This window comes from Pseudonocardia yuanmonensis (assembly GCF_039542425.1).
Lineage (GTDB): Bacteria > Actinomycetota > Actinomycetes > Mycobacteriales > Pseudonocardiaceae > Pseudonocardia > Pseudonocardia yuanmonensis.
On the sequence record NZ_BAABIC010000024.1, the window covers coordinates 38,498 to 63,561 of the forward strand.

19 protein-coding genes are annotated in these 25,064 nt (G+C 74.7%); 9 read left to right on the plus strand and 10 right to left on the minus strand.

All coding sequences use genetic code 11. The features are described from left to right. Positions 1–11: 11 nt before the first annotated feature. Positions 12–2,258 carry a HelD family protein gene (locus ABD990_RS27695; RefSeq protein ID WP_345383749.1) on the minus strand — a complete coding sequence of 749 codons (2,247 nt, stop codon included), beginning with the start codon at positions 2,256–2,258 and terminating at the stop codon, positions 12–14. 357 nt (positions 2,259–2,615) lie between these two features. On the opposite strand from ABD990_RS27695, the gene ABD990_RS27700 reads away from it, so the two are divergent. Then, entirely contained in the window at positions 2,616–3,422 is an 807-nt protein-coding gene (locus ABD990_RS27700) for an RNA polymerase sigma factor SigF (protein ID WP_425569670.1), read from the plus strand. Positions 3,423–3,452: 30 nt separating this feature from the next. Here ABD990_RS27700 and ABD990_RS27705 read toward each other — a convergent pair whose 3' ends face one another. The 4 genes from ABD990_RS27705 to ABD990_RS27720 form a co-directional block, all read right to left on the minus strand. Continuing rightward, positions 3,453–4,559 (minus strand): DNA topoisomerase IB, encoded by a 1,107-nt coding sequence (locus tag ABD990_RS27705; protein WP_345383695.1) that lies wholly within the window; start codon positions 4,557–4,559, stop codon positions 3,453–3,455. 86 nt (positions 4,560–4,645) lie between these two features. After that, a complete protein-coding gene (locus ABD990_RS27710; protein WP_345383696.1) occupies positions 4,646–7,006 on the minus strand; it encodes a glycoside hydrolase family 65 protein in 2,361 nt (786 codons plus the stop codon). Next, the gene (locus ABD990_RS27715; protein WP_345383697.1) at positions 7,006–7,740 is read right to left on the minus strand and encodes a beta-phosphoglucomutase family hydrolase; all 735 of its coding nucleotides are present in this window, start codon (positions 7,738–7,740) and stop codon (positions 7,006–7,008) included. Before ABD990_RS27715 ends, ABD990_RS27710 begins: the two co-directional genes overlap by 1 nt. A 104-nt stretch (positions 7,741–7,844) precedes the next feature. After that, positions 7,845–9,632, minus strand: a complete 1,788-nt coding sequence (locus ABD990_RS27720) for an ATP-dependent DNA ligase (RefSeq protein WP_345383698.1) — start codon at positions 9,630–9,632, stop codon at positions 7,845–7,847. A gap of 220 nt (positions 9,633–9,852) precedes the next feature. Between ABD990_RS27720 and ABD990_RS27725 the strand changes: the two genes are divergently transcribed. The 3 genes from ABD990_RS27725 (at position 9,853) to ABD990_RS27735 (ending at position 13,616) form a co-directional block, all read left to right on the plus strand. Beyond that, complete coding sequence (locus ABD990_RS27725; protein ID WP_345383752.1) at positions 9,853–10,359, plus strand: GNAT family N-acetyltransferase; 507 nt, start codon at positions 9,853–9,855, stop codon at positions 10,357–10,359. A 103-nt stretch (positions 10,360–10,462) separates the two neighbouring features. Beyond that, positions 10,463–11,029 carry a hypothetical protein gene (locus ABD990_RS27730; RefSeq protein WP_345383699.1) on the plus strand — a complete coding sequence of 189 codons (567 nt, stop codon included), beginning with the start codon at positions 10,463–10,465 and terminating at the stop codon, positions 11,027–11,029. 49 nt (positions 11,030–11,078) lie between these two features. Next, positions 11,079–13,616, plus strand: coding sequence for a DEAD/DEAH box helicase (locus ABD990_RS27735; protein WP_345383700.1), 2,538 nt, complete (start codon positions 11,079–11,081; stop codon positions 13,614–13,616). Positions 13,617–13,671: 55 nt separating this feature from the next. Here the strand turns inward: ABD990_RS27735 and ABD990_RS27740 are convergent, their stop codons facing one another. The 3 genes from ABD990_RS27740 to ABD990_RS27750 all read right to left on the minus strand — a co-directional run bounded on the left by ABD990_RS27740 (position 13,672) and on the right by ABD990_RS27750 (position 18,678). Then, positions 13,672–16,479, minus strand: a complete 2,808-nt coding sequence (locus ABD990_RS27740; protein WP_345383701.1) for an FAD-binding and (Fe-S)-binding domain-containing protein — start codon at positions 16,477–16,479, stop codon at positions 13,672–13,674. Positions 16,480–16,550: 71 nt separating this feature from the next. Next, positions 16,551–17,753 carry an acyl-CoA dehydrogenase family protein gene (locus ABD990_RS27745; RefSeq protein ID WP_345383702.1) on the minus strand — a complete coding sequence of 401 codons (1,203 nt, stop codon included), beginning with the start codon at positions 17,751–17,753 and terminating at the stop codon, positions 16,551–16,553. 163 nt (positions 17,754–17,916) lie between these two features. Then, positions 17,917–18,678 carry a DUF742 domain-containing protein gene (locus ABD990_RS27750; protein WP_345383703.1) on the minus strand — a complete coding sequence of 254 codons (762 nt, stop codon included), beginning with the start codon at positions 18,676–18,678 and terminating at the stop codon, positions 17,917–17,919. A gap of 270 nt (positions 18,679–18,948) precedes the next feature. Here ABD990_RS27750 and ABD990_RS27755 point away from each other — a divergent pair, with 270 nt between their 5' ends. The 4 genes from ABD990_RS27755 (at position 18,949) to ABD990_RS27770 (ending at position 22,629) form a co-directional block, all read left to right on the plus strand. Continuing rightward, complete coding sequence (locus ABD990_RS27755; RefSeq protein WP_345383704.1) at positions 18,949–19,596, plus strand: Pr6Pr family membrane protein; 648 nt, start codon at positions 18,949–18,951, stop codon at positions 19,594–19,596. Between the two features lie 47 nt (positions 19,597–19,643). After that, positions 19,644–21,227, plus strand: coding sequence for an alkaline phosphatase D family protein (locus tag ABD990_RS27760; RefSeq protein ID WP_425569674.1), 1,584 nt, complete (start codon positions 19,644–19,646; stop codon positions 21,225–21,227). Positions 21,228–21,334: 107 nt separating this feature from the next. Then, the gene (locus tag ABD990_RS27765; RefSeq protein WP_345383705.1) at positions 21,335–21,943 is read left to right on the plus strand and encodes a sulfite oxidase-like oxidoreductase; all 609 of its coding nucleotides are present in this window, start codon (positions 21,335–21,337) and stop codon (positions 21,941–21,943) included. Next, positions 21,943–22,629 (plus strand): ferredoxin reductase, encoded by a 687-nt coding sequence (locus tag ABD990_RS27770; protein WP_345383706.1) that lies wholly within the window; start codon positions 21,943–21,945, stop codon positions 22,627–22,629. The genes ABD990_RS27765 and ABD990_RS27770 overlap by 1 nt, the downstream gene beginning before the upstream one ends. A gap of 44 nt (positions 22,630–22,673) precedes the next feature. On the opposite strand, the gene ABD990_RS27775 is transcribed toward ABD990_RS27770, so the two are convergent. Then, positions 22,674–23,474 carry a DUF1932 domain-containing protein gene (locus ABD990_RS27775; protein WP_425569671.1) on the minus strand — a complete coding sequence of 267 codons (801 nt, stop codon included), beginning with the start codon at positions 23,472–23,474 and terminating at the stop codon, positions 22,674–22,676. A gap of 8 nt (positions 23,475–23,482) precedes the next feature. Then, positions 23,483–24,277: a metal-dependent hydrolase gene (locus ABD990_RS27780; protein WP_345383708.1), complete on the minus strand. Its 795-nt coding sequence runs from the start codon at positions 24,275–24,277 to the stop codon at positions 23,483–23,485. A 64-nt stretch (positions 24,278–24,341) separates the two neighbouring features. Here ABD990_RS27780 and ABD990_RS27785 point away from each other — a divergent pair, with 64 nt between their 5' ends. After that, a complete protein-coding gene (locus tag ABD990_RS27785) occupies positions 24,342–25,055 on the plus strand; it encodes an HpcH/HpaI aldolase family protein (RefSeq protein WP_345383709.1) in 714 nt (237 codons plus the stop codon). Positions 25,056–25,064 lie beyond the last annotated feature (9 nt).

Consider the following 25,064-nt stretch of genomic DNA (forward strand, 5'->3'; position numbering starts at 1 on the left):
GCCGGGGACGGTCAGGCGCGGCGGAGGCGCTTGAGCGGTTCGGGCAGGTCCGCGGCGTGCACGACGGTCAGCCGCTGCGTGGCGCGGGTCAGCGCCACGTAGAGGTCGTTCATCCCGCGCGGGCTCTCGGCCAGCACCTCCGCGGGCTCCACGAGCACGACCGAGTCGAACTCCAGGCCCTTCGACGCGCCCACCGGCAGCACGACCACCGGGGCCTCGAGGTCCTCCGGGTCCTCGGGGGCGGCGTCGCCGAGCACGGCCAGGCGCACGGACGCGACCCGCGCCGCGGGCACGAGCACCGCGGTGCGCCCCTCGCCCACCACGTCCCGCTCCTCGGCGACGATCCCGGCGAGCACGCCGTCCGAGCCCTCCAGCGAGCCCGCGGCGACCGGGACCGCCCGCGGCGGCACGCCGGTGCTGCGCACGGACGTCGGCGGGCCGAGGCTCGAGTCGATCGCGGCCAGCACGTCGTCGGCGACGTCGGCGATCTCGGCCGGCGTCCGGTAGTTCACCGTGAGCTGCTCGAGCCGCCAGCGGTTCTGCACGAACGGCGAGAGCACCTCCGACCAGGTGGAGGCCCCGGCGATGTCGCCGGTCTGCGCCACGTCGCCCACGATCGTCATCGAGCGGCTCGGCACCCGGCGCATCACCAGCCGCCACGCCATCGCGGACAGCTCCTGCGCCTCGTCGACGATCACGTGCCCGTAGGTCCACTCCCGGTCCGCGGCGGCGCGGTCGGCGGTCGACTCGTAGGTCCGCACCTGCATGCGCTCGGCCAGCCGGTCGGCGTCGACGATGTCCGTGGCCCGCAGCAGCTCCGGGTCCAGGTCCTCCTCGAGGTCCAGCACGTCGAGCACGCCCTGGGCGTACTCGACCTCCTCGCGCAGGGCGGCCTGCTCGGCGTCGCGGGCGGCCGACCCGTCGTCCCCGAGCAGCTCGGCGGCCTCGTCGAGCAGCGGGACGTCCGCGGGGGTCCACCGCAGGTCCGCCGGCACGTCCGCGCCGGGCGCGGGCCGCTCCAGCAGCGCCCGGTCCTCGGCCGGGATCCGGCGGGCGATCGAGTTGAGCTTGCGCCGGTCGGCGAACAGGTCGGTGAGCAGCTGCTGCGGGGTGAGCGTGGGCCACAGCGCGTCGAGCTCGCGGGCGACGGCCGCGTCCTCGGCCAGCTCCTCGCGGATGTCCTCGACGTCCAGCTTGCCCAGCAGGTTCCGCCCGCCGAGGTTCTGCGCCACCTGCTGCGCGAGCAGCCGCAGCGCCTCGGTGCGGAAGGCGCGCTTGGCCTCGTTGTGCGGCTTGCGGGAGCGCCGGGCCCGCGACCGGGCCTGGTTGACGAGCTCCCGGTCGATCCGCACGGGCTGCTGCTCCACCACGAGCTCGATGGGCCGACGCGGCAGCTGCTGGCGGTCGCGGACCGCCGCGGCGACGACGGCCGCCATGTCGACGCGGCCCTTCACCTCGGCGGTGCGGGCGTCCTCGGGCCGGCGGGCGTGCAGGCCCGGGAACAGCTCCGCCGGGGTGGCGAGCACGACCGAGGTCTCGCCCAGCGACGGCAGGACCTGCCCGATGTAGCGCAGGAAGGTCGGGTTCGGGCCGATCACCAGCACGCCGCGGCGGGCCAGCCGGTCCCGGTGCGTGTAGAGCAGGTAGGCGGCGCGGTGCAGCGCCACGGCGGTCTTGCCGGTGCCCGGCCCGCCCTGCACCACCAGCACGCCCGACGGCTTGGACCGGATGATCCGGTCCTGCTCGGCCTGGATCGTGGCGACGATGTCGCCCATCCGGCCGGTGCGCGCCTCGCTGACCGCGGCCATGAGCGCGGCCTCGCCGGCCAGCCCGGTGCTCGACCGCTGGGCCGCCGCGTCCGTGAGGTCGAGCACCTCGTCGTCGACCGCGACGACGGTCCGGCCGCGGGTGCGCAGGTGCCGGCGCCGCCGCATGCCCTCGGGGTTGGCGGCGGTGGCGGTGTAGAAGGGCTGCGCGGCGGGGGCGCGCCAGTCCATGAGCAGCGGCTCGTAGTCGTGCTCCTCGTCGAGCAGGCCGAGCCGGCCGATGTAGCGGACCTCGCCGGACTCCGCGTCGAGCCGGCCGAACGCCAGCCCGTGCTCGGCGGCGCGCAGCGCGGCGAGCCGGTCGGTGTACATCGCGGCGGCCGCGTCGCGCTCGGTCAGCGCCTGCGGCGTGCCCACGGTCTCGCCGTGCAGCACGTCGGCGAGCCGGCGCGCGGTGTCCCGACGGCGTTCGTCGAGCCGCTCGTACAGCATCGCGACGTACGCGCGCTCGTGCTCGAGCGGCGACTCGCCCGTGGCGGGTTCGGAGGTCGGCACCTGCTCAGACGTCCTTCGCGGGAGTGACGGATCGGCCGGTCCCCCCGGTCGTCCCTCGATCTGTCGGTATGTGAGGCGCCGGCGGCGCGGCCGACGTCCTCGTCGTCCCTCGTCGCCCGACGGCGCGGCAGTCCAACCTACCAGCGATCTCGCGCGGCTTCCCCTCGCATTTCCCCCGTCCGTGCCCCGCCCGGGGGGGTGCCCCGCGGGCCGCGTTTCCGTATCGGGGCGGTCGGGTAGATCCCTGCGTGGCGTCGGACACCAGAGCCAGCAGAGACCGGGTGCCGGGGCGTCGTGGCTGACCGCGACCCGGCTCCCGACCAGGCACCCGACCAGAACGGGCGGGCGGCCGACTCCGAGTATGCGCACCTCGCGCCCCTGTTCGAGAAGTTCGTGGCGCTCCCCGCCGGCCATCCCGAGCGCGACACCCTGCGCGCCGAGCTGGTCACCGGCCACCTGCCGGTGGTGCAGCACATCGCGCGGCGCTTCGCCAACCGCGGCGAGCCCGTCGACGACCTGGAGCAGGCCGGCACGGTCGGGCTGATCAACGCGGTGGACCGGTTCGACCCGGAGCGCGGTGTCGACTTCCTCTCCTACGCGATCCCCACCATCACCGGCGAGGTGCGCCGACACTTCCGCGACCGCACCTGGTCGATGCGGGTGCCGCGGCGGCTGAAGGAGATGCAGAGCTCCATCAACGGCGCCATCGGCCCGCTGTCGCAGGAGTTGGGCCGCGCGCCGAGGCCCTCGGAGATCGCCGAGCGGCTCGGCATCACCACCGAGGAGGTCCTCGAGGGGCTCGACGCCCAGCAGGCCTACCGCGGCCCGTCGCTCGACGAGCTGGTGACCGGGGCGGACTCCCCGCTCGCCGACACCCTGGGCGCGGCCGACGCGGAGCTGGACAAGGTCGAGTACCGGCAGACCCTGGCCCCGCTGCTCGACGACCTGCCCGCCCGCGAGCGCACGATCCTGGTGCTGCGCTTCTTCGGCAACAAGACACAGACGCAGATCGCCGACCAGATCGGGATCTCGCAGATGCACGTGTCCCGGCTGCTGGCGCGCACGCTGGCGCAGCTGCGGCAGCGGATGAGCGAGGAGTAGCCGGGGCCGCGCGAGGGGCGCGGCGCGGGCTCAGCCCTTGATCAGGCGCACGACCGCCCGCTCCACCGCCGCCCGACTCCGGTCGTCCGTGAGGTCGGGGGTCTCCAGCCGCTTCAGCGCCACCAGCACGGTGCGGCCCTCCTCGAACTGCTCCACCACCCGCGGGTCCACGTAGGAGTTCTTCGCCACGGTCGGGGTGTTGCCGAGGTGGTCGGAGACCGTGGTGATGGCGTGCCGCACCATCCGGGCCCGCGCCCGCTTCGCCGACGGCACCCGGCCCTCCTCCGCGACCGCCCCGGCCAGGGTGACGGCGGCGAGCACCGTGGCGTTCCACGTCCGCAGGTCCTTGCAGGTGAACCCGTCCCCCGCCAGCTCCTTCACCGCGCTGTTGAGGTCCTCGGAGCGCACGTCGTGCCAGCTCGTCCGGCCCATCTTGTAGGCCAGCAGGTCCTCGCCGCCGCCCTTGCGCCGCAGCAGCCCGTTGACCAGCCGGTGCAGCAGCGGGTCGCGCAGGTCGAGCTTGCGCGGCACCCCGCCCTTGGCCGGGTAGTCGAAGTGGATCAGGCCCCGGCGCAGCGTGACGTGCTCGCGGCGCAACGTGGCCAGACCGAAGGTGCCCGATTCGTCGTGGTCGTCGCCGTCGTGTCCGCAGTCGTCCGACCCGTCGTCGCCGCAGCTCGGGGCGTACTGCTCGCCGCCGGCCCGGAAGACCCCGATGTCCAGCATCCGCACGGCCCCGGCGAGCACCCGCTCGCGGTGCAGCCCGCTGGGCTCGAGCCGCGCGGTGATCTCCCCGCGGATGTCGGCCAGCCTGAGGCCCAGGGAGAGCACCCGGTCGTGTTTCTCCTGGTCCCGGGCCCGCCGCCAGTCGTCGTGGTAGCGGTACTGCCGGCGGCCGGCGTCGTCCGTCCCGACGGCCTGGATGTGGCCGCGGGGGTCGGGCGAGATCCAGACGTCCCGCCACGCGGGCGGGATGACCAGGCTCTTGATCCGCGCGATCTCCGCCCGGTCGTCGATCCGGCTCCCGTCCGGCGCGAGGAACACCCAGCCCCGGCCGGAGCGGCGCCGCCCGTACCCCGGGGTCGAGGGGTCGGAGCGGACGAGCCCGGCGGGCGCATCGGCTGCTGCTGCGGTCACGGCCGGGAGATACCCCGGCCGCCCTCGCGCAATCCCCCGGGTGACCGAACCTGCGGGGTCGCCCGGCGGGCGGCCCCGGCTCCGGGTCAGCTCCCGTGGTGCCGCTGGCGCGGCGCGCGGCCGTACGGCTGCTCCACCGGGTCGACGTGGTGCTGCGACGGCAGCGGCCGCACCTGCGGGTCCTCGGCCAGCGCGACCGGCTCGCCGTGGTGGCGCAGCCGCATCGGCGGGCCGCTGACCAGCCGGTACTCCACCTCGTCCGGCGTGATCGTGACCCGGATGTGCCGCCCCTGCCAGCGCAGCCCGAAGGAGATGCGGGTGAGCGCCGCGGGCAGGACCGGCGCGAAGGCCAGCCCGGTCGCGTCACACGTCATCCCGCCGAGCCCGGTGGTGATCGCCACCCAGGTCCCGGCCATGGAGGCGATGTGCATCCCGTGGTCGGTGTTGCCGGCCAGGTTGTTCAGGTCGATCAGCGCGGCCTCGGCCAGGTAGTCGTAGGCCAGGTCCAGGTGCCCCGTCCGCGCGGCGACCATCGACTGGGTGCACGCCGACAGCGACGAGTCCCGCACCGTGATCGCCTCGTAGTAGGCGAAGTTGCGGCGCATCTGCTCGGGGGTGAACGCGTCCGGCCGGAGCTGCATCGCCAGCACCAGGTCGGCCTGCTTGATCACCTGCTTGCGGTACAGGTCGAAGTACGGGTAGTGCAGCAGCAGGGGGTAGGTGTCGGCCGGGGTGTTCTCGAAGTCCCAGATCTTGTGCTTGGTGAAGCCCTCGGACTGCGGGTGCACGCGGAGCTCGTCGTCGTACGGGATCCGCATCGAGGCCGCCGCGTCCCGCCAGCTGGCCATCTCCTCGGAGTTCACGCCCAGCTTGGCCGCGCTGCGCGGGTGCTTCGCGGCGACCTCGGCGGCGTAGCGCAGGTTCAGCTGCGCCATCAGGTTCGTGTAGACGTTGTTGTCCACGATCGCCGAGTACTCGTCCGGGCCGGTCACGCCGTCGATGCGGAACTCGCCCGCGGAGTCGTGGTGGCCCAGCGAGCGCCACAGCCGGGCGGTCGCGACCAGGATCTCCAGGCCCACCTCGAGCTCGAAGTTCGTGTCGCCGGTCGCGGCGACGTGCCGGCGGACGGCGTCGGCGATGTCCGCGTTGATGTGGAAGGCCGCGGTGCCGGCGGGCCAGTACCCCGAGCACTCCTCGCCGCGGATGGTGCGCCACGGGTAGGCCGCCCCGTCCAGCCCGAGCTGCTGGGCGCGGTCGAAGGCCTGCGGCAGGATCGACTGCCGCCAGCGCAGCGCGTCCGCCGCGGCGTCCGGCGCGAGGAAGGACAGCACCTGCAGGCAGAACGTCTCGGTGTCCCAGAAGGTGTGGCCGTCGTAGCCGTCCGCGGTGAGACCCTTCGCCGAGATGCAGCGGCGCTCCGCCCGGGCGCCGGCCTGCAGCACGTGGAAGGTGGCCAACCGGACGGCCTGCTGCAGCTCCGCGTCGCCGTCGATCTCGACGTCCGCGGTCTCCCAGAAGTCCTCGAGGTAGTCGGCCTGCTCGCGGAGCAGGCCGTCCCAGCCGGTGTAGCGGGCGGCGGCCAGCGCGGCCCGGACCTGGTCGTACACCGCGGGCAGGCTGCGCTGCGAGGACCAGCCGTAGGAGAGGTACTTGACGACCTTGAGGGTCTCCCCCGGCTTGACCCGCCCGATGATCGTGGTGCTGCCGGCGTCCTCGGTGGCGTCCGAGGTGATCTTGATGCCCTCCGGCCCGTGCACCTCGTGATCCATCGCCGCGGCCACCCGCAGCCCCGACTTGCGGGTGCTGTGCACCAGCGTGGCCCCGGCCTCGTCGGCCCGGTGCATCTCCGAGATCAGGGCGTTGGTGAGCGCGGCCTCCAGGCGCGGGTCGTCCGCGCCGCGGGCGGGCAGCTGCTCGTTGGCCACCAGCTCGGACTGCACGACGAGCAGTGCGGCCTCGTCGAGCACCTCGACCTCGTAGCAGATCGCGGCGATCGCGCGCTGCGTCAGCGACACCAGCCGGATGCTGCGCACGCGCACCACGCGCCCGGCCGGGGACTCCCACTCGACCTCCCGGCTGAGCGTGCCGGCGCGCAGGTCGAGCACCCGCTCGTGCCGGCGGAGCTTGCCGTAGCGCAGGTCGAAGGGCTCGTCGTCGACCAGCAGCCGGATCAGCTTGCCGTTGGTGACGTTGATGATCGTCTGCCCGGACTCCGGGTAGCCGTAGCCGCCCTCGGCGTAGGGCAGCGGCCGGACCTCGTAGAAGGAGTTCAGGTAGGTCCCGGGCAGGTGGTGCGGATCGCCCTCGTCGAGGTTGCCGCGCAGTCCGATGTGGCCGTTGGACAGCGCGAAGACCGACTCCGTCTGCCCCATCGCGGCGATGTCGAGGGTCGGTTCGCGCACGACCCAGGGCTCGACCGCGAACGTGCGGCCCGCGTCCGGCTTCACTACTGGTCCTCCAACAGCTCGGAGAGGTCGGACACCACCACGTCGGCGCCGTGCTCGCGCAGCGCGTCGGCGTGCCCGAGCCGGTCGACGCCGACGACCCGGCCGAACCCGCCGGCCCGGCCCGCCGCGACGCCGGCCAGCGCGTCCTCGTACACGACCGCCGCGGTCGCCGGGACGTCCAGGTCCTGCGCGGCGGCGAGGAAGGTGTCGGGGTTGGGCTTGCCCGGCAGGTGCCGCGCCCGGGCCGCCACGCCGTCCACCCGGTGGTCGATGAGGTCGGACAGCCCGGCCACGTCGAGCACCTGCTCGGCGTTGGCCGACGACGACACCACGGCCACCTTCAGGCCCGCCTTCCGCACGGCCTCCAGGTACGGCCGGGAGGCCGGGTAGACGTCGACGCCCTTCTCCCGCAGCACGACCTGCACCAGGTCGTTCTTGCGCGTGGACAGGCCCCACAGCGTCTCCGCGTCCGGCGGGTCGTCCGGGCTGCCGTCGGGCAGGGTGATCCCGCGCGAGGCGAGGAAGCTGCGGGTGCCCTCCAGCCGCGGCTTGCCGTCGACGTAGGGCCCGTAGTCCGCGGCGAGGTCGAAGGGCCGGTAGCCCGGGCCCTCCCGCTTCTCGAGGTACTCGTCGAACATCGTCTTCCACGAGGCCGCGTGCACGCCGGCGGTGTCGGTGAGCACACCGTCCAGGTCGAACAGGCAGGCGCGTGCGCCGTCGGGGAGGCCGAGCATGGGCGGAACCGTAGCGTCCTCCTGATCGCGCCCGCAGACCGGCGCCGCCTCGGTCACGCCTCGCCGGTCAGGTTGTCACACGCCGTTCACACAGGAGGGTCGTCTCAGCCGGAACAGGCGGCGGGTGCGGGCAGCCGCAGCCTGCGTTCGCCGTGGCCCCGGTCGGTCACGACCACCTCCGCGCCGCCCGCGCCGTCCGCCGCGACGTGCACGGTCACCGCGCCGCCCTCCGGGCGCGGCTCGATCTGCTGCTGGACGGTCTCGCGGACGAGGACCAGCACCTGCAGCGGGGCGACGGACAGATCGCGGAGCTGCGCGGCGAGCCCCTCCCCGACCGTCACCTCGGCCTCCAGCCGGCGGCCGAACCGCGCCTTCTCGATGGCCAGGTAGGCCCGCACGGCGGCCAGCTCGTCGGCCAGCGGGATCTCCGGGGTGCCCACCCGGTCGGCGGTCCGGCTGAGGTCGGCGAAGCCCAGCAGGAGCTCGCGGGCCTGCGCGGGATCGGTGCGCATCAGGGCCGCGATGGTGTTGAACGCGTTGTAGACGAAGTGCTGCTCGAGGCTGCGGTTGAGCGAGCTGGCGGAGGCCGGCGGCGGCGCCTCGGGACGTGCGGGCACCGGCGGGAGGGCCGGGGGTGGGGTGGGCGGCTCCGGGATGGGTGCGGCCGGGGTCGCACCCGCGCCGTGGCCCACGTCCTCCCCGTCGGCGCTGTCGGCGCGGTCGGCGCGGCCGGTGCGGCGGCCGTGCTCGTGCGGGGTGCGGACCCGCTCGCCGCGTCGGCGGGGACCCCAGACCTCGGCGTCCTCGGACCCCGGTGTGGCGCACTCGCCGGTCTCCCCGGTCCCCGCGCCCGCGTCCCGGTCCCAGGGCGTGCCCGCCCAGTCCTCCGGCGCGACCTCGCCGGGCCGCAGGATCCCGCGCCACACCGGCAGCCGGAGGTGCGCCCCGCGTGTCCAGCCCTGGTACTCGGCCTGCCCGACGATCCGGGGCACGACCCAGCGCGCGTCGTCGGCGACCGCGTCGGGTACTGCCCCCGGGCCGGCGGGCACGAACGGGGGGACCTGCGCGTTCAGGGTGCGAAGCAGCTCGCCGATCTCGCGGCGCGCGGCGCCCGATCCCACGCCCACGCGCCCGACGTAGCGCAGCGGCCCGAGCGGCCCACCGGGCACGGGCGGGGTGTCCGGGATGCCGAGCAGCAGTGCCCCGACCCGCCCGGGCCGGTTCCGCTCGGCCGGCATCCAGCCCCCGACCACGACCGGGCGCGCCCGGCGCAGCGGCACCCGCAGCCAGTCCCGGGTCCGGCGGCCGGCCTTGTACGCGGCGTCGACCCGCTTGAGGTGGAGCCCGTCGAGCCCGAAGCGCTCGGCGGCCTCCATCACGAACCCCGCCTCCGCCGCGGGGTGCGAGGGCGGCACCAGCACGTGCGGCCCGGCGATGTCCAGGCCCTCCAGCAGCCGGCGGCGCTCGGCGTAGGGGCGGCGCAGCAGCGGGCGCCCGTCCAGCCACAGCAGGTCCGTGACCACGAACCCGACGGGCACCCGCGCGCGCAGCGACTCCGAGGGCGCCACCGTGGAGGTCCGGCGCATCAGCGGGCGCCGGCTCGGGCGACCGGCGTCGTCGAGGGCGACGACCACGCCGTCGAGCACCAACCCGGCCCCGCGCACCCGGTCGCCGAGCACGGCGAGCTCGGGGAAGCTGCGGGTCACGCTGCGCGCGGTCGACGAGAGCAGCCGGACGTGCCCGGGACGGACGTAGGCGACGCAGCGGAAGCCCGCCCAGGCGAACTCGACCGCCCAGTCGCCGCCCCGCTCGCCGTCGGCCAGGTCCCCCTGGGAGGGGAGCATCGGCGGGACGACGTCGGGCATGCCCGTGCCCGCTCCCCGCCCTGTCACGCTCCCCACGGTAAACGGCCGTACGGGGGATGTGTCACCTGATCGGCCGTACGGCGGTGGCAGCGCGCCCAGGGCACCGTGATCTGCGGCAGGTGGTGCGCGGGCGGGCGGAATCGGCTTTCCCGCGGCGACCGGGCCGGAGCAGGCTGACGCCGTGGACGCGACCGTGCCCGTCGGGCCGCCGGACGGTTTGCCGGAGGGGCTGCAAGACGGGCTGTCGATCAGGGCCGCGGGGCCGGCGGACGTCGAGGCCCTCCGCGAGCTCGAGCGCGCGGCGGGCGCGCCCTTCAGGAGCCTCGGCATGGACGCGATCGCTGACGACGAGCCGCCCACCGCGGCGGAGCTCCTCGGACCGGTACGCGCCGGCGCCGTGCGCGTCGTGGACCAGGAGGGGCGCATCGCCGCCTACCTGCTGGCCGAGCCGCTGGACGGCGCCCTGCACGTCGAGCAGGTGTCCGTGCACCCCGACCACGCCCGGCGACGGCTGGGGCGTGCCCTGCTCGAGGACGCCGCGGCCACGGCCCGGCGCGCGGAGCTGCCCGCCCTCACCCTGACGACCTTCGTCGAGGTCCCGTGGAACGGGCCGTACTACCTCCGGTGCGGGTTCCGCTGGCTGGCCGAGGAGGAGCTCACCCCCGGCCTGCGCGCGGTCCGGGCCGCCGAACGGGCCCGGGGCCTGGACCGGTGGCCGCGGGGCTGCATGATCCGGATGGTCCGGACCCTCTGAGCGGGCGGATCCGGACGGGCCGCCCGCGGTTCCGGCCGAAGCAGTTCCGTGCACCGGGCGCGCCTGATACCCCTCTGGGGTATCAGACGACCGAGGAGGCGCCGTGACCGCGATCGAGCAGGGGATGTCCCGCCGGCAGACCTGGTTCCACCGGACCTGGCCGGCCGCGGCCGGACTCGCCGTGGGCGTCGCCTCCGGGCTGGGGATCGTGGACGGGGCCGAGGTCGCCCCCGTCGTCGCCGCCTCCGGGTTCGTCTACCTGACGGCCGCGGCGCTCGGCTCGCGCGTCGCGGCGTGGCCGGCCTTCGGCGTGTCCGTCGTGCTGATCGGCGTGGGGAAGGCGGTGCCCGGTATCGACCCCTCGGTCTGGATGCTCGCGCTCGCCGCCGTGCTCGCGGTGGTGGGCCTGGCCAGGGGCCGGCTCCGCCCGCCGTGGGGCCTTCCCCTGCAGGCGGCGGCGATGCTGGTGCTGGGGGCGGCCGCGCTGGTGGCGGCGCAGGCGTCGCCGGGGTGGTCGGGGGCGCTGGTGGCGGGTGCGCTGCTCGTGCACGCGGGCTGGGACGTCCACCACCACCGCACCGGGCGCGTGGTCGTGCCGTCGATGGCGGTGTTCTGCGCGGTGCTCGACACCGCCCTCGCCGCCCTCGTGCTCGCGGTCACGGTGGTCTGAGCAGGCAGGTCGGCCCGCGCGGGCGGACTCGTGGACAATCGGCGGCATCATGACCGCCACCTCCGCCGCCCTGCTCACCGACCGCCTCCCCCGGGGCGACGATCCGGACGCCCTGGTCGGGGTCTTCGCGGACTGGGCCTTCGAGGAGCGGGGCCTCTCGCTCTACCCCGCACAGGAGGAGGCGCTGCTGGAGATCGCGACCGGCGGCAACGTCATCCTCTCCACCCCCACCGGATCGGGGAAGTCGCTCGTCGCGATCGCCGCGCACGCCGCCGCGGTCGCCCGCGGCGCCCGTACCTTCTACACCGCTCCGATCAAGGCGCTGGTCAGCGAGAAGTTCTTCGACCTGATCGACGTCTTCGGCGCCGACAAGGTCGGCATGCTGACCGGCGACGCCGCGGTGAACGAGGGCGCCGAGATCATCTGCTGCACCGCGGAGATCCTGGCCAACATCGCACTGCGCCAGGGCGCGAAGGCGGACGTCGGCTCGGTCGTGATGGACGAGTTCCACTTCTACGCCGACCCGGACCGCGGCTGGGCCTGGCAGGTGCCGCTGGTCGAGCTGCCGCAGGCGCAGTTCCTGCTGATGAGCGCCACGCTGGGCGACACGTCGTTCTTCCGGGACGACCTCACCCGCCGCACCGGCCGCGCCACCCGGGAGATCACCTCGGTCGAGCGGCCCGTGCCGCTGCACTACCGGTACGTCCTCACCCCGCTGCACGAGACGATCACCGAGCTGCTGGAGACGCACGAGGCGCCGGTCTACGTCGTGCACTTCACCCAGCAGTCGGCCGTCGAGCGGGCGCAGGCGCTGATGAGCGTCAACGTCACCTCGAAGGAGGAGAAGGCCGCGATCGCCGAGCTGATCGGCGACTTCCGGTTCACCGCGGGCTTCGGCAGGACCCTGTCCCGGCTGGTCCGGCACGGGATCGGCGTGCACCACGCCGGGATGCTGCCCCGCTACCGCCGGCTCGTGGAGACCCTCGCCCAGGCCGGGCTGCTCAAGGTCATCTGCGGCACGGACACCCTCGGCGTCGGGATCAACGTGCCGATCCGGACCGTGCTGTTCACCGGCCTGTCGAAGTACGACGGCCGGCGCACCCGCCCGCTCAAGGCGCGCGAGTTCCACCAGATCGCCGGGCGGGCCGGGCGGGCGGGATACGACACCGTCGGCACGGTCGTCGCCGAGGCGCCCGAGCACGAGATCGAGAACCACAAGGCCCTGCAGAAGGCCGGCGACGACCCGAAGAAGCGCCGCCGGGTGGTGCGCAAGCAGCCGCCGGAGGGCTTCGTCGGCTGGTCCCAGACCTCCTACGAGAAGCTGCAGGCCGCCCAGCCCGAGCCGCTGACCAGCCACTTCCACGTGTCGCACGCGATGCTGCTGAATGTGATCTCCCGGCACGGGGACGCGTTCACCGCGATGCGGCACCTGCTCGAGGACAACCACGAGCCGCGGTCCCGGCAGCGCAAGCACATCCTGCGCGCCATCGCGATCTATCGGGCCCTGCTCGCCGCGGGCGTGGTGGAGAAGCTCGACGCGCCCGACGCGGAGGGCCGCACCGTCCGACTCGTCGGCGACCTCCAGCTCGACTTCGCGCTCAACCAGCCGCTGTCGCCCTTCGCCCTGGCCGCCTTCGACCTGCTCGACCGGGACTCGCCGTCGTACGCGCACGACGTCGTCTCGGTCGTCGAGGCCACGCTCGACGATCCCCGCCCGGTGCTCTACGCCCAGGAGAACAAGGCCAAGGGCGAGGCCGTCGCGTCGATGAAGGCCGAGGGCATCGAGTACGAGGAGCGGATGACGCTCCTCGAGGACGTCTCGTACCCGAAGCCGCTGGAGGAGCTGCTGGTCGGCGCACTGGAGACCTACCGGCGCGGCGCGCCGTGGGTGGAGGACGCCCGGCTCTCGCCCAAGTCCGTGGTGCGGGACATGTCCGAGCGGGCCATGACCTTCCACGAGTACGTCGCGTTTTACCAGCTCGCCCGCTCCGAGGGGCTGGTGCTGCGCTACCTCGCGGACTGCTACCGGGCGCTGCGCCAGACCGTGCCCGAGCACGCGCGCACGGACGAGCTGACCGACCAGATCGAGTGGCTCGGCGAGCTGGTACGCCAGGTCGACTCCTCGCTGCTCGACGAGTGGGAGAAGCTCGCGGCCGGCGGCGGGGTCGAGGACGAGTCCGCGCCGCCCTCCCTCGACGAGGGCCCGGCCGGCGTCACCCGCAACGCCCGGGCCTTCCGCGTGCTGGTCCGCAACGCCCTGTTCCGCCGCGTGGAGCTCGCGTCCCTGCAGCGCTGGGACCTGCTCGGCGAGCTGGACAAGGAGGCGGGGTGGACCGCGGAGCGCTGGCGCGAGGCCTTCCTGCCCTTCTTCGACCTGCACGGGTTCGGCGGCATCGGGATCGGCCCGGACGCCCGCGGCCCGAAGATGATCGACATCGTGGAGGAGCCGGAGCGCTGGCTCGTCCGCCAGGTGATCGACGACCCCGCCGGCGACCGCGACTGGGCCATCACCGCCGAGGTCGACCTCGCCGCGTCGGACGAGGCGGGCGAGGCCGTCGTGTGGGTCACCGGCTTCGGCGACTCCTGACGAACCGGGCGAACGGCACTCTCGCTCACCAGGGATGAGCGAGAGCGCCGTTCGCTCACACGGTCAGGGAGGCGAGCAGCTCGAGGACGTGCCGGTAGGTACGGCCCGTCGCCCGGGTCATGCCCAGCTCGCAGGTGCGGTTGCAGGACACGTGCGCGGCGGCGTCCCGCTCGCGGACCTCGGCGGCCTCCCGTGCGGTCGCCGAGGCGGTCAGCTCGGGGTGGAGCAGGCCGCGGTCGCCGGCGAAGGCGCAGCACCCCCACTCGTCCGGGACGTGCACCTCGTCGGCCACCGCGTGCGCGAGGGCGAGGAGCGCCGGATCGAGCTGCATCCGCACGGAGGAGCAGGTCGGGTGCACGGACACGGACGCCACGGTCGCGTGCTCGCCCAGCCGCGGCAGGACCTCGTCGACCACGAACCGCATCGCGTCCACGACCCGGACGCCGGTGCCCTCGAGCAGCCCGTGGAACCCTTCGGTGCAGGACGACGCGTCGCTGATCACCGGCAGCTCACCGTCCCGGGTGGCCGCGAGCACGACCGGGCGGACCCGCTCCCGCATCGCCTCGTACCCGCCGGGGACCCCCTTGGAGGACCACGGCGTGCCGCAGCACAGCGAGTCGACGCCCTCCGGCACGAGCAGCCCCACGCCGGCGGCCCGGCAGAGCGCCTCGACGCTCGCCTGCACCCCGGGCCCCTCCGGCTCGCCGGCGGGCCCGAAGATCGTGTTCACGCAGGACGGGAGGTAGACGGCGGCCGGGGCCACCGCCGGGGCCGGCCTGGCCCGGCGGGGCCCGCCGCGCGGCAGCTCCCCCGACCACAGCGGCACATGCTCCGCCCCGGCCACCGCGCGAACCGCCCGGTTCGCCGCGGTGACGGCGGGATCGAGGGCGTCCGGCGCCTTGTCCAGCGCGGTCAGCGCGAGCGAGCCGCCCCGGGTGACCGCACCCCAGTGCTTCGCCGCCGTGGTCCACGCCGCGGCGTTCGCCTTCGGCTGGTCCCGCCGGCGGTGCTTCTTCACCAGGTCGCCGGTGTTGATCAGCACCGGGCAGGCGGTCTGGCACATGCCGTCCACGGCGCAGGTCTGGACCGACTGGTAGTCGTAGTCCGCCCGGATCCGCTCGGCGAGCACGGCGTCGCCGGCCAGCTCGGCCCCGCGGATCGACCGCCAGGCCGCGATCCGCTGCCGCGGCGTGAGCGTCAGGTCTCGGCTCGGGCACACCGGCTCGCAGAACCCGCAGGCCGTGCAGCGGTCGACCTCGGCGTCCACCTGCGGGTTCAGCTTGATGTGCTTGAGGTGCAGGTCCGGGTCGTCGCTGAGCACCACGCCCGGGTTGAGCACGCCGTGCGGGTCGAGGAGCCGCTTGATCTCCTGCATGACCGCGTACAGCTCGTCGCCGTACTGGCGGCGGACGTACGGCGCCATGACCCGCCCGGTGCCGTGCTCGGCCTTGAGCGACCCACCCTGCCCCAGCACGAGGTCGACCATGTCCTCGGTGAAGTCCCGGTACCGGCCGAGCTGCTCGTCCGTCTCGAAGCGGTCGGTGAGCATGAAGTGGATGTTGCCGTCCTTGGCGTGCCCGAAGACCACGCTGTCGCGGTAGGAGTACCGGTCGAACAGCACGGCCAGCTCCCGGCAGGTCTCCGCCAGGGCCGGCACGGGCACCACGACGTCCTCCAGCAGGGCCGTGCTCCCCTGCGGCCGGGCCCCGGCCACGGACGAGTAGAGGCCCTTCCGCAGCTTCCACAGCGGGCCGCGGACGCCGGCCTCCGTGCTGAGCCGCACCGGCTCCGCGGTCCGGAGGGCGGCGAGCACCGGCTGCGCGGCGGTGACCCGCTCGGCCAGCTCCTCGCCGGAGGTGGCCTGGTACTCGAGCAGCAGCGCGGCCTGGGCGTCGACCGCGATCCGGGCGACCTCCGGCGGGCAGTCCGCGAACGACTGCCCGACGCGCAGCGAGGTGGCGTCCATCAGCTCCAGGGTCGCCGCCTGCGTGGCGACGAGGGCCGGCAGCGCCTCGCTGGCCGCGAACAGGTCGTCGAACACCAGCAGGGCGGACGAGACGTGGGTGCGCAGCGGGACCGTGCGGAACACCGCGGACGCGACGAACGCGAGCGTGCCCTCGCTGCCGACCAGCAGGTGGGTGAGGATCGCGGTCGGGGTGTCGTGGTCGAGCAGCGCGTTCAGCCCGTAGCCCATGGTGTTCTTCATGGCGAACTGCCGCTCGATCGTGGCGACCGAGGCCGGGTTCGCCAGGACCCGGTCCCGCAGCTCCAGCAGGCCCTTGGCGAGGTCCGGCTCGAGCGCCCGCAGCCGCTCGTCCGCGTCCGGGGCACCGGTGTCGACCACCGTGCCGGAGGGCAGCACCGCGACCACCGACTCCAGCGTGCGGTAGCTGTTCTCCACGGTCCCGCAGGCCATCCCGCTGGAGTTGTTGGCCAGCACACCGCCGACCGTGCACGCCGCCTCGCTCGCCGGGTCGGGGCCGAACCGGCGCCCGTACCGGGCCAGGCGGGCGTTGAGCTGCCGGACGGTGACACCCGGCTGCACCCGCACGCGCAGCCCGTCGTCCAGGATCTCGACCTCGCGGAAGTGCGTGCGGGTGTCGACGAGCAGCTGGTCGGTGACGGCCTGGCCGGACAGGCTGGTCCCGCCGGACCGGAAGGTCAGCGGGACGCCGGTGCGCCGGCTCAGCGCGAGCAGCCGGCCGACCTCGGGCGCCCCCCGCGGCACGACGACCGCGGTCGGCAGCAGGTGGAAGTGCGAGGCGTCGTGGGCCTGCGCGTGGCGGGCGAGCTCGTCGTCGCGGAGCTGCCCGGTGGTGGACACGCAGGCCCGCAGCTCGCGCAGCAGCGCGTCACGGGACATCTGGGCACCATGCCACCCGGCACGGCGGGCTGCCGCTCCACCAACCCGGTGAACAGCGCGGGCCGGGTGGGTCAGCCGAGCGGGCTGCGCGGGAGCAACCGGTCCGCGATGATCTTCTGCTGGATCTCGCTCGTGCCCTCGAAGATCGTGGTCAGCCGGGCGTCCCGCCAGTAGCGCTCGACCCGGTGCTCGGTGGTATAGCCGTTGCCGCCGTGCAGCTGGATGCCGTCGCCGGTGACCTCGGCGGCCATCTCGGTGGCCAGCAGCTTCACCATCGCCGCCTCCCGCTCGCAGGGTTCGCCCTGGTCCAGCCGGTGCGCGACGTGCTGGTAGAAGGACCGGGCCTGCTCGACCCGGGCGGCCATCGTGGCCAGCCTGAACCGGACGGCCTGGAAGTCGCCGATCGGGTGCTCGAACTGCTCGCGCTTCTGCAGGTAGACGATGCAGTCCTCGACGGCGCCGCGGGCCAGCCCGACCGCCCGGGCCGCGGTGTGCACGCGGGCGATGTTGAGCCACTGCTGCGTGTCGGCGAACCCCTGGTCGCCGGAGGCGAGCTGGTTGCCCGCCGGGACCCGCAGGCCGTCGAACTCCAGGTCCCACGTGACGAAGCCGTGGTAGCCGATCTTGTCGATGGGCCGCCCGGTGACGCCCTCGGGGAAGGAGTCGCGCTCCTTCTCGACGACGACGGTGGCAAGGCCGGCCGAGCGCCGCTCCCCCGGCTTCGGGTCCTCGGTCCGCACCAGCACCTGGATGAAGTCGGCGGCCTTGGCGTTGCCGGTCCAGCGCTTGCGCCCGGTGATCACGAAGTCGTCACCGTCCCGGACCGCCCGGGTCGCGACGGCGGCGAGGTCCGACCCGGCGTCGGGCTCGGAGAGGGCGATGGCCCCGATCCAGGTCCCCGCGGCACTGCGCCGCAGCAGCTCCGCGCGGCGGGACTCGTCCGCCACGCCGGTGCCGGCCCCCTGGGCCCGGGCGATGATGCTGCCGACGCTCATCCAGCCGCGGGCCAGCTCCTCGGCGATCATGCAGTACTCGAAGGCGCCGAGGCCCAGCCCGCCGTGCTCGCGCGGCACGGTGATCCCGAAGTAGCCGAGCTCGGCCAGCTCGTCGAGCAGCGAGCGCGGGATCTCGCCCTTGACCTTGTCCAGCTCGTCGGCCAGCGGGAGGACGCGCTCGGCCGCGAAGGCCCGCGCCTGCTCCTGCAGCTTCTCCCGCTCCGGGGTGTGGAACGGGGCCGGGACGACCGGGACGGGCGGGGCCAGGAAGTCGCTCATGGTGGAGTTGTGCCACACCGCGGCCGCGCGCGCCCGCCGGACCGGCCGGTCGGGCGGGGTGCCCGGCCGTCCCGGCGGCATCGTCGGCGCAGGTCGGCGCAGGTCGGCGCGCAGGTCGGCGGGTCGCGAGCGACCGCGCCCGGTCAGGGGCGGTCGGCAGCACTCACAGCCGGCGCAGGCCCGCGAGCACCCGCTCCATCAGGGCCAGGTCCGGTCCCTCGGCCGTGGCGGTCCGGTGCACCTCGAGCCCGCCCGTGACCGCGAGGTCGCCCACGACGACCCGGGCGACGCCCAGCGGCATCCCCGTGAAGGCGCCGACCTCGGCGATCGACCGGGGCTCACGGCACAGCTCGAGGATCGCGGTGTGCTCGGCCAGCTCCGGCTGGCGGAAGGCCGCGGGCGGGGTGGACACCAGGGTCTCGATGGCCAGCTCGTAGCGGGACCGGGTGCGGCCCTTGGTGTAGAAGTACGGCCGGACGGCCAGGGAGCGGCCGGTCCGGTCGTCGACGTACTCGTCGTCGAGGTCGCCGGGCCCGTCGACGGGCGGGGGCAGCGGCGGCAGCACCGGGTCGACCACGACCGGGATCGGCTCCGGGTGCTCCTCGCGCTCGCGGCGACGCCGGGACGCCCCGCCGAAGCGGGCGCCGGTGTACCCGACGGCCGGCTCGTCGGGCGCGAGGGCGCTCTCGGCGACGGCTGCCGTCGTGGAGGTCTGCGCCGGCAGCGGGGCCGCCTCCCCGACGACCGCGATGGCCGCCGTGTCCGCCTCGTCCGCGGTCCAACGGTCGCTCCGGGTGCCCGCCTCCACGCCGGCGGTGCCTGCGGCCTCCGCCGCCCCCTCGGTCCTCTTGCGCCGCCGCTTCCGGGGCGCGCCGCCGAAGCGGGCGCCGGTGAAGCCGATGTCGAGGTCGTCGGCGGGCGTCATGCGTCTCCCTGATCGCGGACCGGAGCGTGGAGCGGCTCGCACGGTCTCGACCGTCTGTTACGAAGCCGTGTCATCGGCGTTCCACCCGCATGACGATCGCTCTCCGTGCTCCCTGTCCGACGACCGGGTGACGAGGTCGTGTCCGAGCGTCACCGCCATGGGGGACGAACCCACCGAAAGGGGACGAGGCGGACCGTGACCCGCCGACGCCGCGGTCGTCGCGCTGCGCGAGCAGATCCGGGACGGCGATCCGCGGCTAGAGTCCCCCCGGTGGCCCGCTACCTCCCGCTCGCCCGGCCGTGGTTCGGGCTCGTGGCCGCGTTCGCGCTGCTCGGGGTCGCGGTGCAGGTGGTGGCCGTCGCGGTGGACTCGGCCCCCTACTCGGTGTTCACCGGCACCGGGGCCCGCGTGGCCAACGTGTTCGCCTACTTCACGATCCTCAGCAACCTGCTCGTCGGGGTCACGCACGTGCTCCTGGCGGTCGATCCCGCACGGGACTCCCTGGCGATGCGGGTCCTGCTGCTCGACGCCGTGGTGGGCATCGCCGTCACCGGTATCGTCTACAACCTCGTGCTGGCCCAGACCGTGGACCCGCACGGCCTGCACCAGGTCGCCACCGTGGTCTGCCACATGATCACACCGCTGCTCGCCGTCGTCGGGTGGCTGGTGTTCGGCCCGCGCGGGCTGGTGGACCGGGAGGTCGTGCTGGTCTCGGCGGGCTACCCGCTCGCCTGGCTGGCGTTCACGCTGGTGCGCGGCGCGGTGATCGACTGGTACCCGTACCCGTTCGTCGACGTCGTGGCGCACGGCTACGCCCGCATCGCGGTCAACTGCCTGGTCGTGGCCGTGTTGTTCGTCGGGCTGGGGTTCGGGGCGCTCGCGCTGGACCGTAGGCTGCCGGGGCTCGGCGCCCGCTGAGGGCGACCGTCGCCGAGTCCTGTCCTGCACCGGGAGGTGGCGTGCGCATCACCGGCGCGGAGGGTCCCCGGCCGTCTCCGGCCCCTCGCAGGGGTGCCACGACGCTCCCGCCGTTCGGCCGGCGTCTGTTCCTCCTCGGGGCCACCGCCGCCACCGGCGCGCTCGCCGCCGGTGCCGCACGCACGGCGTCGATCCGCGACCCCTTCACCCTCGGCGTCGCCTCGGGCGACCCGTCGCCCGACGGCATGGTGCTGTGGACGCGGCTCGCGCCGGATCCCCTCGCCGCCGACGGCCTGGGCGGGATGCCCGCGCGGGTGGTGCCGGTGGAGTGGGAGGTCGCCCGCGACGAGCGCTTCACCGTGATCGAGCAGCGGGGCACGGTCGACGCCGTACCCGAGGCCGCGCACACCCTGCACGTCGAGACCACCGGCCTGGCTCCCGGCCGCGAGTACTTCTACCGGTTCCGCGCGAACGGGGCCGTCTCCCCCGCGGGCCGCACCCGGACCGCGCCCGCCTCCGGCGCCCTCGGTCCGGCGCTGACCACCTGCGTCGCCTCCTGCGCGAACTACCCCATCGGGTACTTCACCGCGTACCGCCGGCTCGCCGAGGACGAACCCGACCTCGTCCTGCACCTCGGTGACTACCAGTACGAGTACGCGACGCCGGACGAGGCGGTCCGGCCCGTCGTCGGACCCGAGACGACGGACCTGGCCGAGTACCGTCAGCGGTACGCGCAGTACCGGACCGACCCGGACCTGCGCGCCGCGCACGCCGTCGCGCCCTGGCTGGTGGTGTGGGACGACCACGAGACCGACAACAACTGGGCCGGTGCCGACCCCGAGGACGAGCAGCCACGCAGGGCCTTCCGCGCCCGCCGCGCCGCCGCTGCCCGGGCGTACTACGAGAACATGCCGCTGCGCCGCACGTCGGTGCCGCGCGGCCCCGACATGCAGCTCTACCGGCGGATCGAGTGGGGCGGGCTCGCCACCTTCCACGTGCTCGACACCCGTCAGTACCGGGACGACCAGGCGTGCGGGGACGGCCGACGGGTCGGCTGCACGGAGCGGCTGGATCCCGGGCGGTCGCTGCCCGGGGCCGCCCAGGAGCGCTGGCTCGCCGACGGGTTCCGGCGCTCGCGGGCGCGCTGGGACGTGCTGGGCCAGCAGGTGTTCTTCGCCCGGCGCGACCTCGACCCCGGTGCTCCCGAGAGGCTGGCCATGGACGGCTGGGACGGCTACGCCGCCTCCCGCGACCGGGTCACCCGCAGCTGGGTCGACGCCGGTGTGCGCAACGCCGTCGTCCTCACCGGCGACGTGCACACCCACTGGGCCAACGAGATCAAGGCCGACTACGAGGACCCGGCCTCGCCCGTCGTCGGCACCGAGCTCGTGTCCAGCTCGATCACCTCGAGCGGCGACGGGGACGCCTCGACCGACCACCCCGACCTGCGGACCAACCCCCACCTGCGCTTCCGCAGCAACCGCCGGGGGTACGTGCGGGCCCGCTACGAGCCCGGGCGGCTCACCGCCGACTTCCGGGTGGTCGACGCCGTCACGACGCCGGGTGCGCCGGTCCGCACCGCGGCGTCCTTCGTGGTCCCGGACCGGGAACCCGGGCTCCACCGGGGGTGAGTCCCGGATGTGGGTCACCCGTCGACCTCACACCGCTCGGCGCGCGGGAATGTCGCCGCAGTCCGCCATGCTGTGTCGCGGTAGGACACGTCGGCGGAGGGACGGGCATGGCGATCACCCGAGGTTTCACCGGGCGCGGCCGGGCGACGCGCGACCCGCGGCTGCCCCCGGGCCAGTACGACGCGAAGGACGACTGGCCGGTGCTCAACGCGGAGGCCACGCCGCGGATCGGCACCGACCGCTGGACCTTCACCATCGAGGGCCTGGTCGACCGGCCGCGCAGCTGGACCTGGGAGGAGATCCACGCCCTGCCGGGGTCGCGGTACTCCGGCGACATCCACTGCGTCACCACCTGGTCGAAGCTGGGCATGACGTTCGACGGGGTCTCGGTCGACACGCTGCTCGAGGCCGTGGGCGTGCAGCCGGAGGCCGGGTTCGTCATGGCGACGGCGCACACGGGCTACACCACGAACCTGCCGCTGGCGGACGTGACCGGCGGGAAGGCGTGGGTGGTGTGGGAGGCGGACGGGCGGCCGCTGACCGTCGAGCACGGCGGGCCGGCGCGGCTGCTGGTGCCGCACCTGTACTTCTGGAAGAGCGCGAAGTGGGTCTCCGGCCTGCGCGTCATGGCCGAGGACGAGCAGGGCTTCTGGGAGCGCAACGGGTACCACGACCGGGGCGACCCCTGGCTCGAGCAGCGGTACCAGGGGGACTGATGGCGACCTGGCAGACGGCGACGGTGCTGGACGTCCGGCGGGAGACGCCCACGGCCAAGACCTTCCGGCTCAAGCTCCCGGCGGAGTCCGGGCACATCGCCGGGCAGTACTACGTGGTGCGGCTGACCGCGGAGGACGGCTACACCGCCCAGCGGGACTACTCGGTGGCGTCGGTGCCGGGCACGGACGAGATCGACCTGACCGTCGAGCTGCTGCCCGGCGGCGAGGTGTCGGAGTTCCTGCACGAGGTCGTCGAGCCCGGGGACGAGCTGGAGGTGCGGGGGCCGATCGGCGGCTGGTTCGCCTGGCCCGGCGACACCCCGGCGCTCGGCGTGGCCGGCGGGTCCGGGGTGGTGCCGCTGATGGCGATGCTGCGGTCCGCGCGGATCGCCGGGTCGGGGCTGTTCCGGCTGATCGTCTCGGCCCGCACGCCGTCGGCGCTGTACTACGGCGACGAGCTGCCGGGGCCGGAGACCACGATCGTCTACACCCGCGAGGTGCCGCCGGGGTACGCGCGGCCGCCGGGGCGGATCACGGCGGCGGACCTCGAGCCGCTGCTGCAGCCCGATCAGACCCTGTTCGTGTGCGGCACCCCGCCCTTCTGCGACACGGCGACCGACCTGCTCCTCGGCCTCGGTGTCACCGCGGACCGCATCCGGGTGGAGCGCTTCGGCCCCTCGAGCTGACCGCGCTCTGCGAGTCGGGAGTTCCGGCAGCGCGAGTCGGGAGTTCAGGCCCGCCGGTACATCTCGGCCGCGGCACGGGAGAAGCCGTCGGGCACCCCGGCCGCGGCCAGGGTGTCCGCCGCCTCCTCCATCTCTGCGACCCACCGCCAGCCCTTCTCCTTCGCCCGCCCCGCCACCGCGGCCAGCTCGGCCGGGTAGTCCACGCCGGTGCGCGCCAGCTCCTCGCGCAGCGGGCCGTCGACGCCGAGGGTGCGCGCGGCCTCGTCGAGCGCGAGCCAGATCGCGGGCAGCGCCTTGCTCTGCAGAGCGAAGCAGGCCTTGAGCGCGCTCGCGGTGCCCGGCTCGGGCCCGAGCGTGCGGGCCGCGAAGGGGGTGCCGGCGAACAGGGCCTCCACCGTCGAGGCGTGCGGCCCGGAGAGCCACAGGACGGTGCTGCCCGCCTCCCACGCCGGCGGGCCGATCACGGCTCCGTCGACCACGGCGTCGTCGGGGAAGAGGCCGCCGATCGCGGCGACCGTGGCCGGGGAGACGGCGTTCGCGTCGACGTACAACGGCGTCCGGTCCTGCCCGGCGACCGCCTCGGCCACCTGTGCGGCGACCTCGCGGGCCGCCCCCGGCGGGCAGATCGAGATCACGACGTGCGCGCGCCGGGCCAGCTCACCGACGTCCGGCACGGCGATCAGGTCCGCCAGCTCCGCGCGCTTCGACGTGGCCTGCGAGCGGCCCGCGGCCGCCCAGATCACGGCGCCGGCCCGCGCCTTGAGCGCCGAGCCGAGGGCGGCACCCATGGCCCCGGGGTGCAGGATCCCGATCACGGGGCGGGCGGGCAGCGTCCAGTCGCTCACGTCGGCCATCATCCGCCCGTGACCAGCCGGGCGCGCAGGTCCAGCAGGACGTCGAGCGCCCCGGGCACCACGTACACGGCCAGCGCGAGGGTCCCGAGGGTCAACAGGGGCGCGACCAGCAGCGCCTCCACCCGCCCGCCGGCCCGGAACCGCAGCGGTCGCGGGCTGCCGATCGGGTACCAGTGCCGGCCACGGATGGGCAGGGGCCAGAACAGCGGTGCCCCGGACTCGGTGACGGCGTCGCCCAGCGAGTGCACCAGCATCCCGAGCCCGACCGCGAGGCCGAGCCAGCCCGCCGTCCCGGCGGTGCCGCCGGGGAGCTTCTCCTCCGCCACCCAGGTCAGCCCCGCGGCGATCACCAGCGAGGGCGGGCCGGGCACCAGGCCGTCGAGCCCCTTGATCGCCAACGCCAGGCACACGAACAGCACCCCGGCGGTGACCGGCGTGCCCCAGCGCGCACTCGTCACGCCGACCGCGGCGGCGAGCAGCAGCGCGCCGGCCACCGTGTGGGTCAGACCCCGGTGCGTGCCGCGGCCGGAGTCCCGCGGGCCCCGGGTGAGCCGGAAGACCAGCGCCGACAGCGGCCGGACCGCGTGGGCGGCGAGCCAGGAGGCCCAGGAGAAGCGGCGGCTCGCCGTCGACGAGGGATGGTCGAGGTCGGGCAGCAGCGCGGCCCCCGCCGTCACGCCGGCGAAGGTCAGGATCGTGCCCGCGGTCGGGGACGTGCCCACCACCTGCGGGGCGAGCCCCGCGACCGCGAGCCCGAGGGCCGCTCCGGACGTGGCGTGACTGACCCCGAGCACCGGGTGACCGTACGTGCGGCGGGCCGCGCTTCCCGCGAGGCGCGCCGAGGGGCAGGGTCGTGGCATGAGCCTCTCCTTCGACGGCGCCGTCGCCGGCTGGTGCCAGCTCCCCTCCCCCGCCGCGGCCGAGATCGTCGGCTCCTCCGGCGTCGATCTCGTGTGCCTGGACGCCCAGCACGGCCTCCTCGGGGACGACTCCCTGCTCGCCTCGCTGCAGGCCCTGCGCGGCGTCCCGACGCTGGTCCGCGTGCCGCACAACGCCCCGGACCCGATCAGCCGGGCCCTCGACCGCGGGGCCGACGGCGTGATCGTCCCGCTGGTCGACTCGGCCGCCGAGGCCGCGGCGGCCACCGCCGCGTGCGCCTATCCCCCGGCCGGGGTGCGCAGCTTCGGCCCCACCCGGGTGGGCTGGACCGGCGCCGACGTCCTCGCTCGCGGCGCCTGCGTGATCATGATCGAGACGATGGCGGCGGTCGCGGACCTGCCGGCGATCCTGCAGGTCGACGGGGTCGACGCGCTCTTCGTCGGCCCGTCGGACCTCTCGTTGAGCTCGGGCCGGGCCGCGATCCCGCCGCTCGACGACGAGGGCTACCGCGACCTGCTCCGCTCCGTCACGGGGCAGTGCCGGGAGGCGGGCATGCCGGTCGGCGTCTACTGCGGGTCGACCGAGTGGGTGGCCACCTACCGCGAACTGGGCTTCACCTGGCTCACGATGCCCGCGGAGGCGGGGCTGCTGCAGGCCGCCGTCGGCTCGACCCTCGCCGCGTTCCGTCGCTGAGTATCGGCT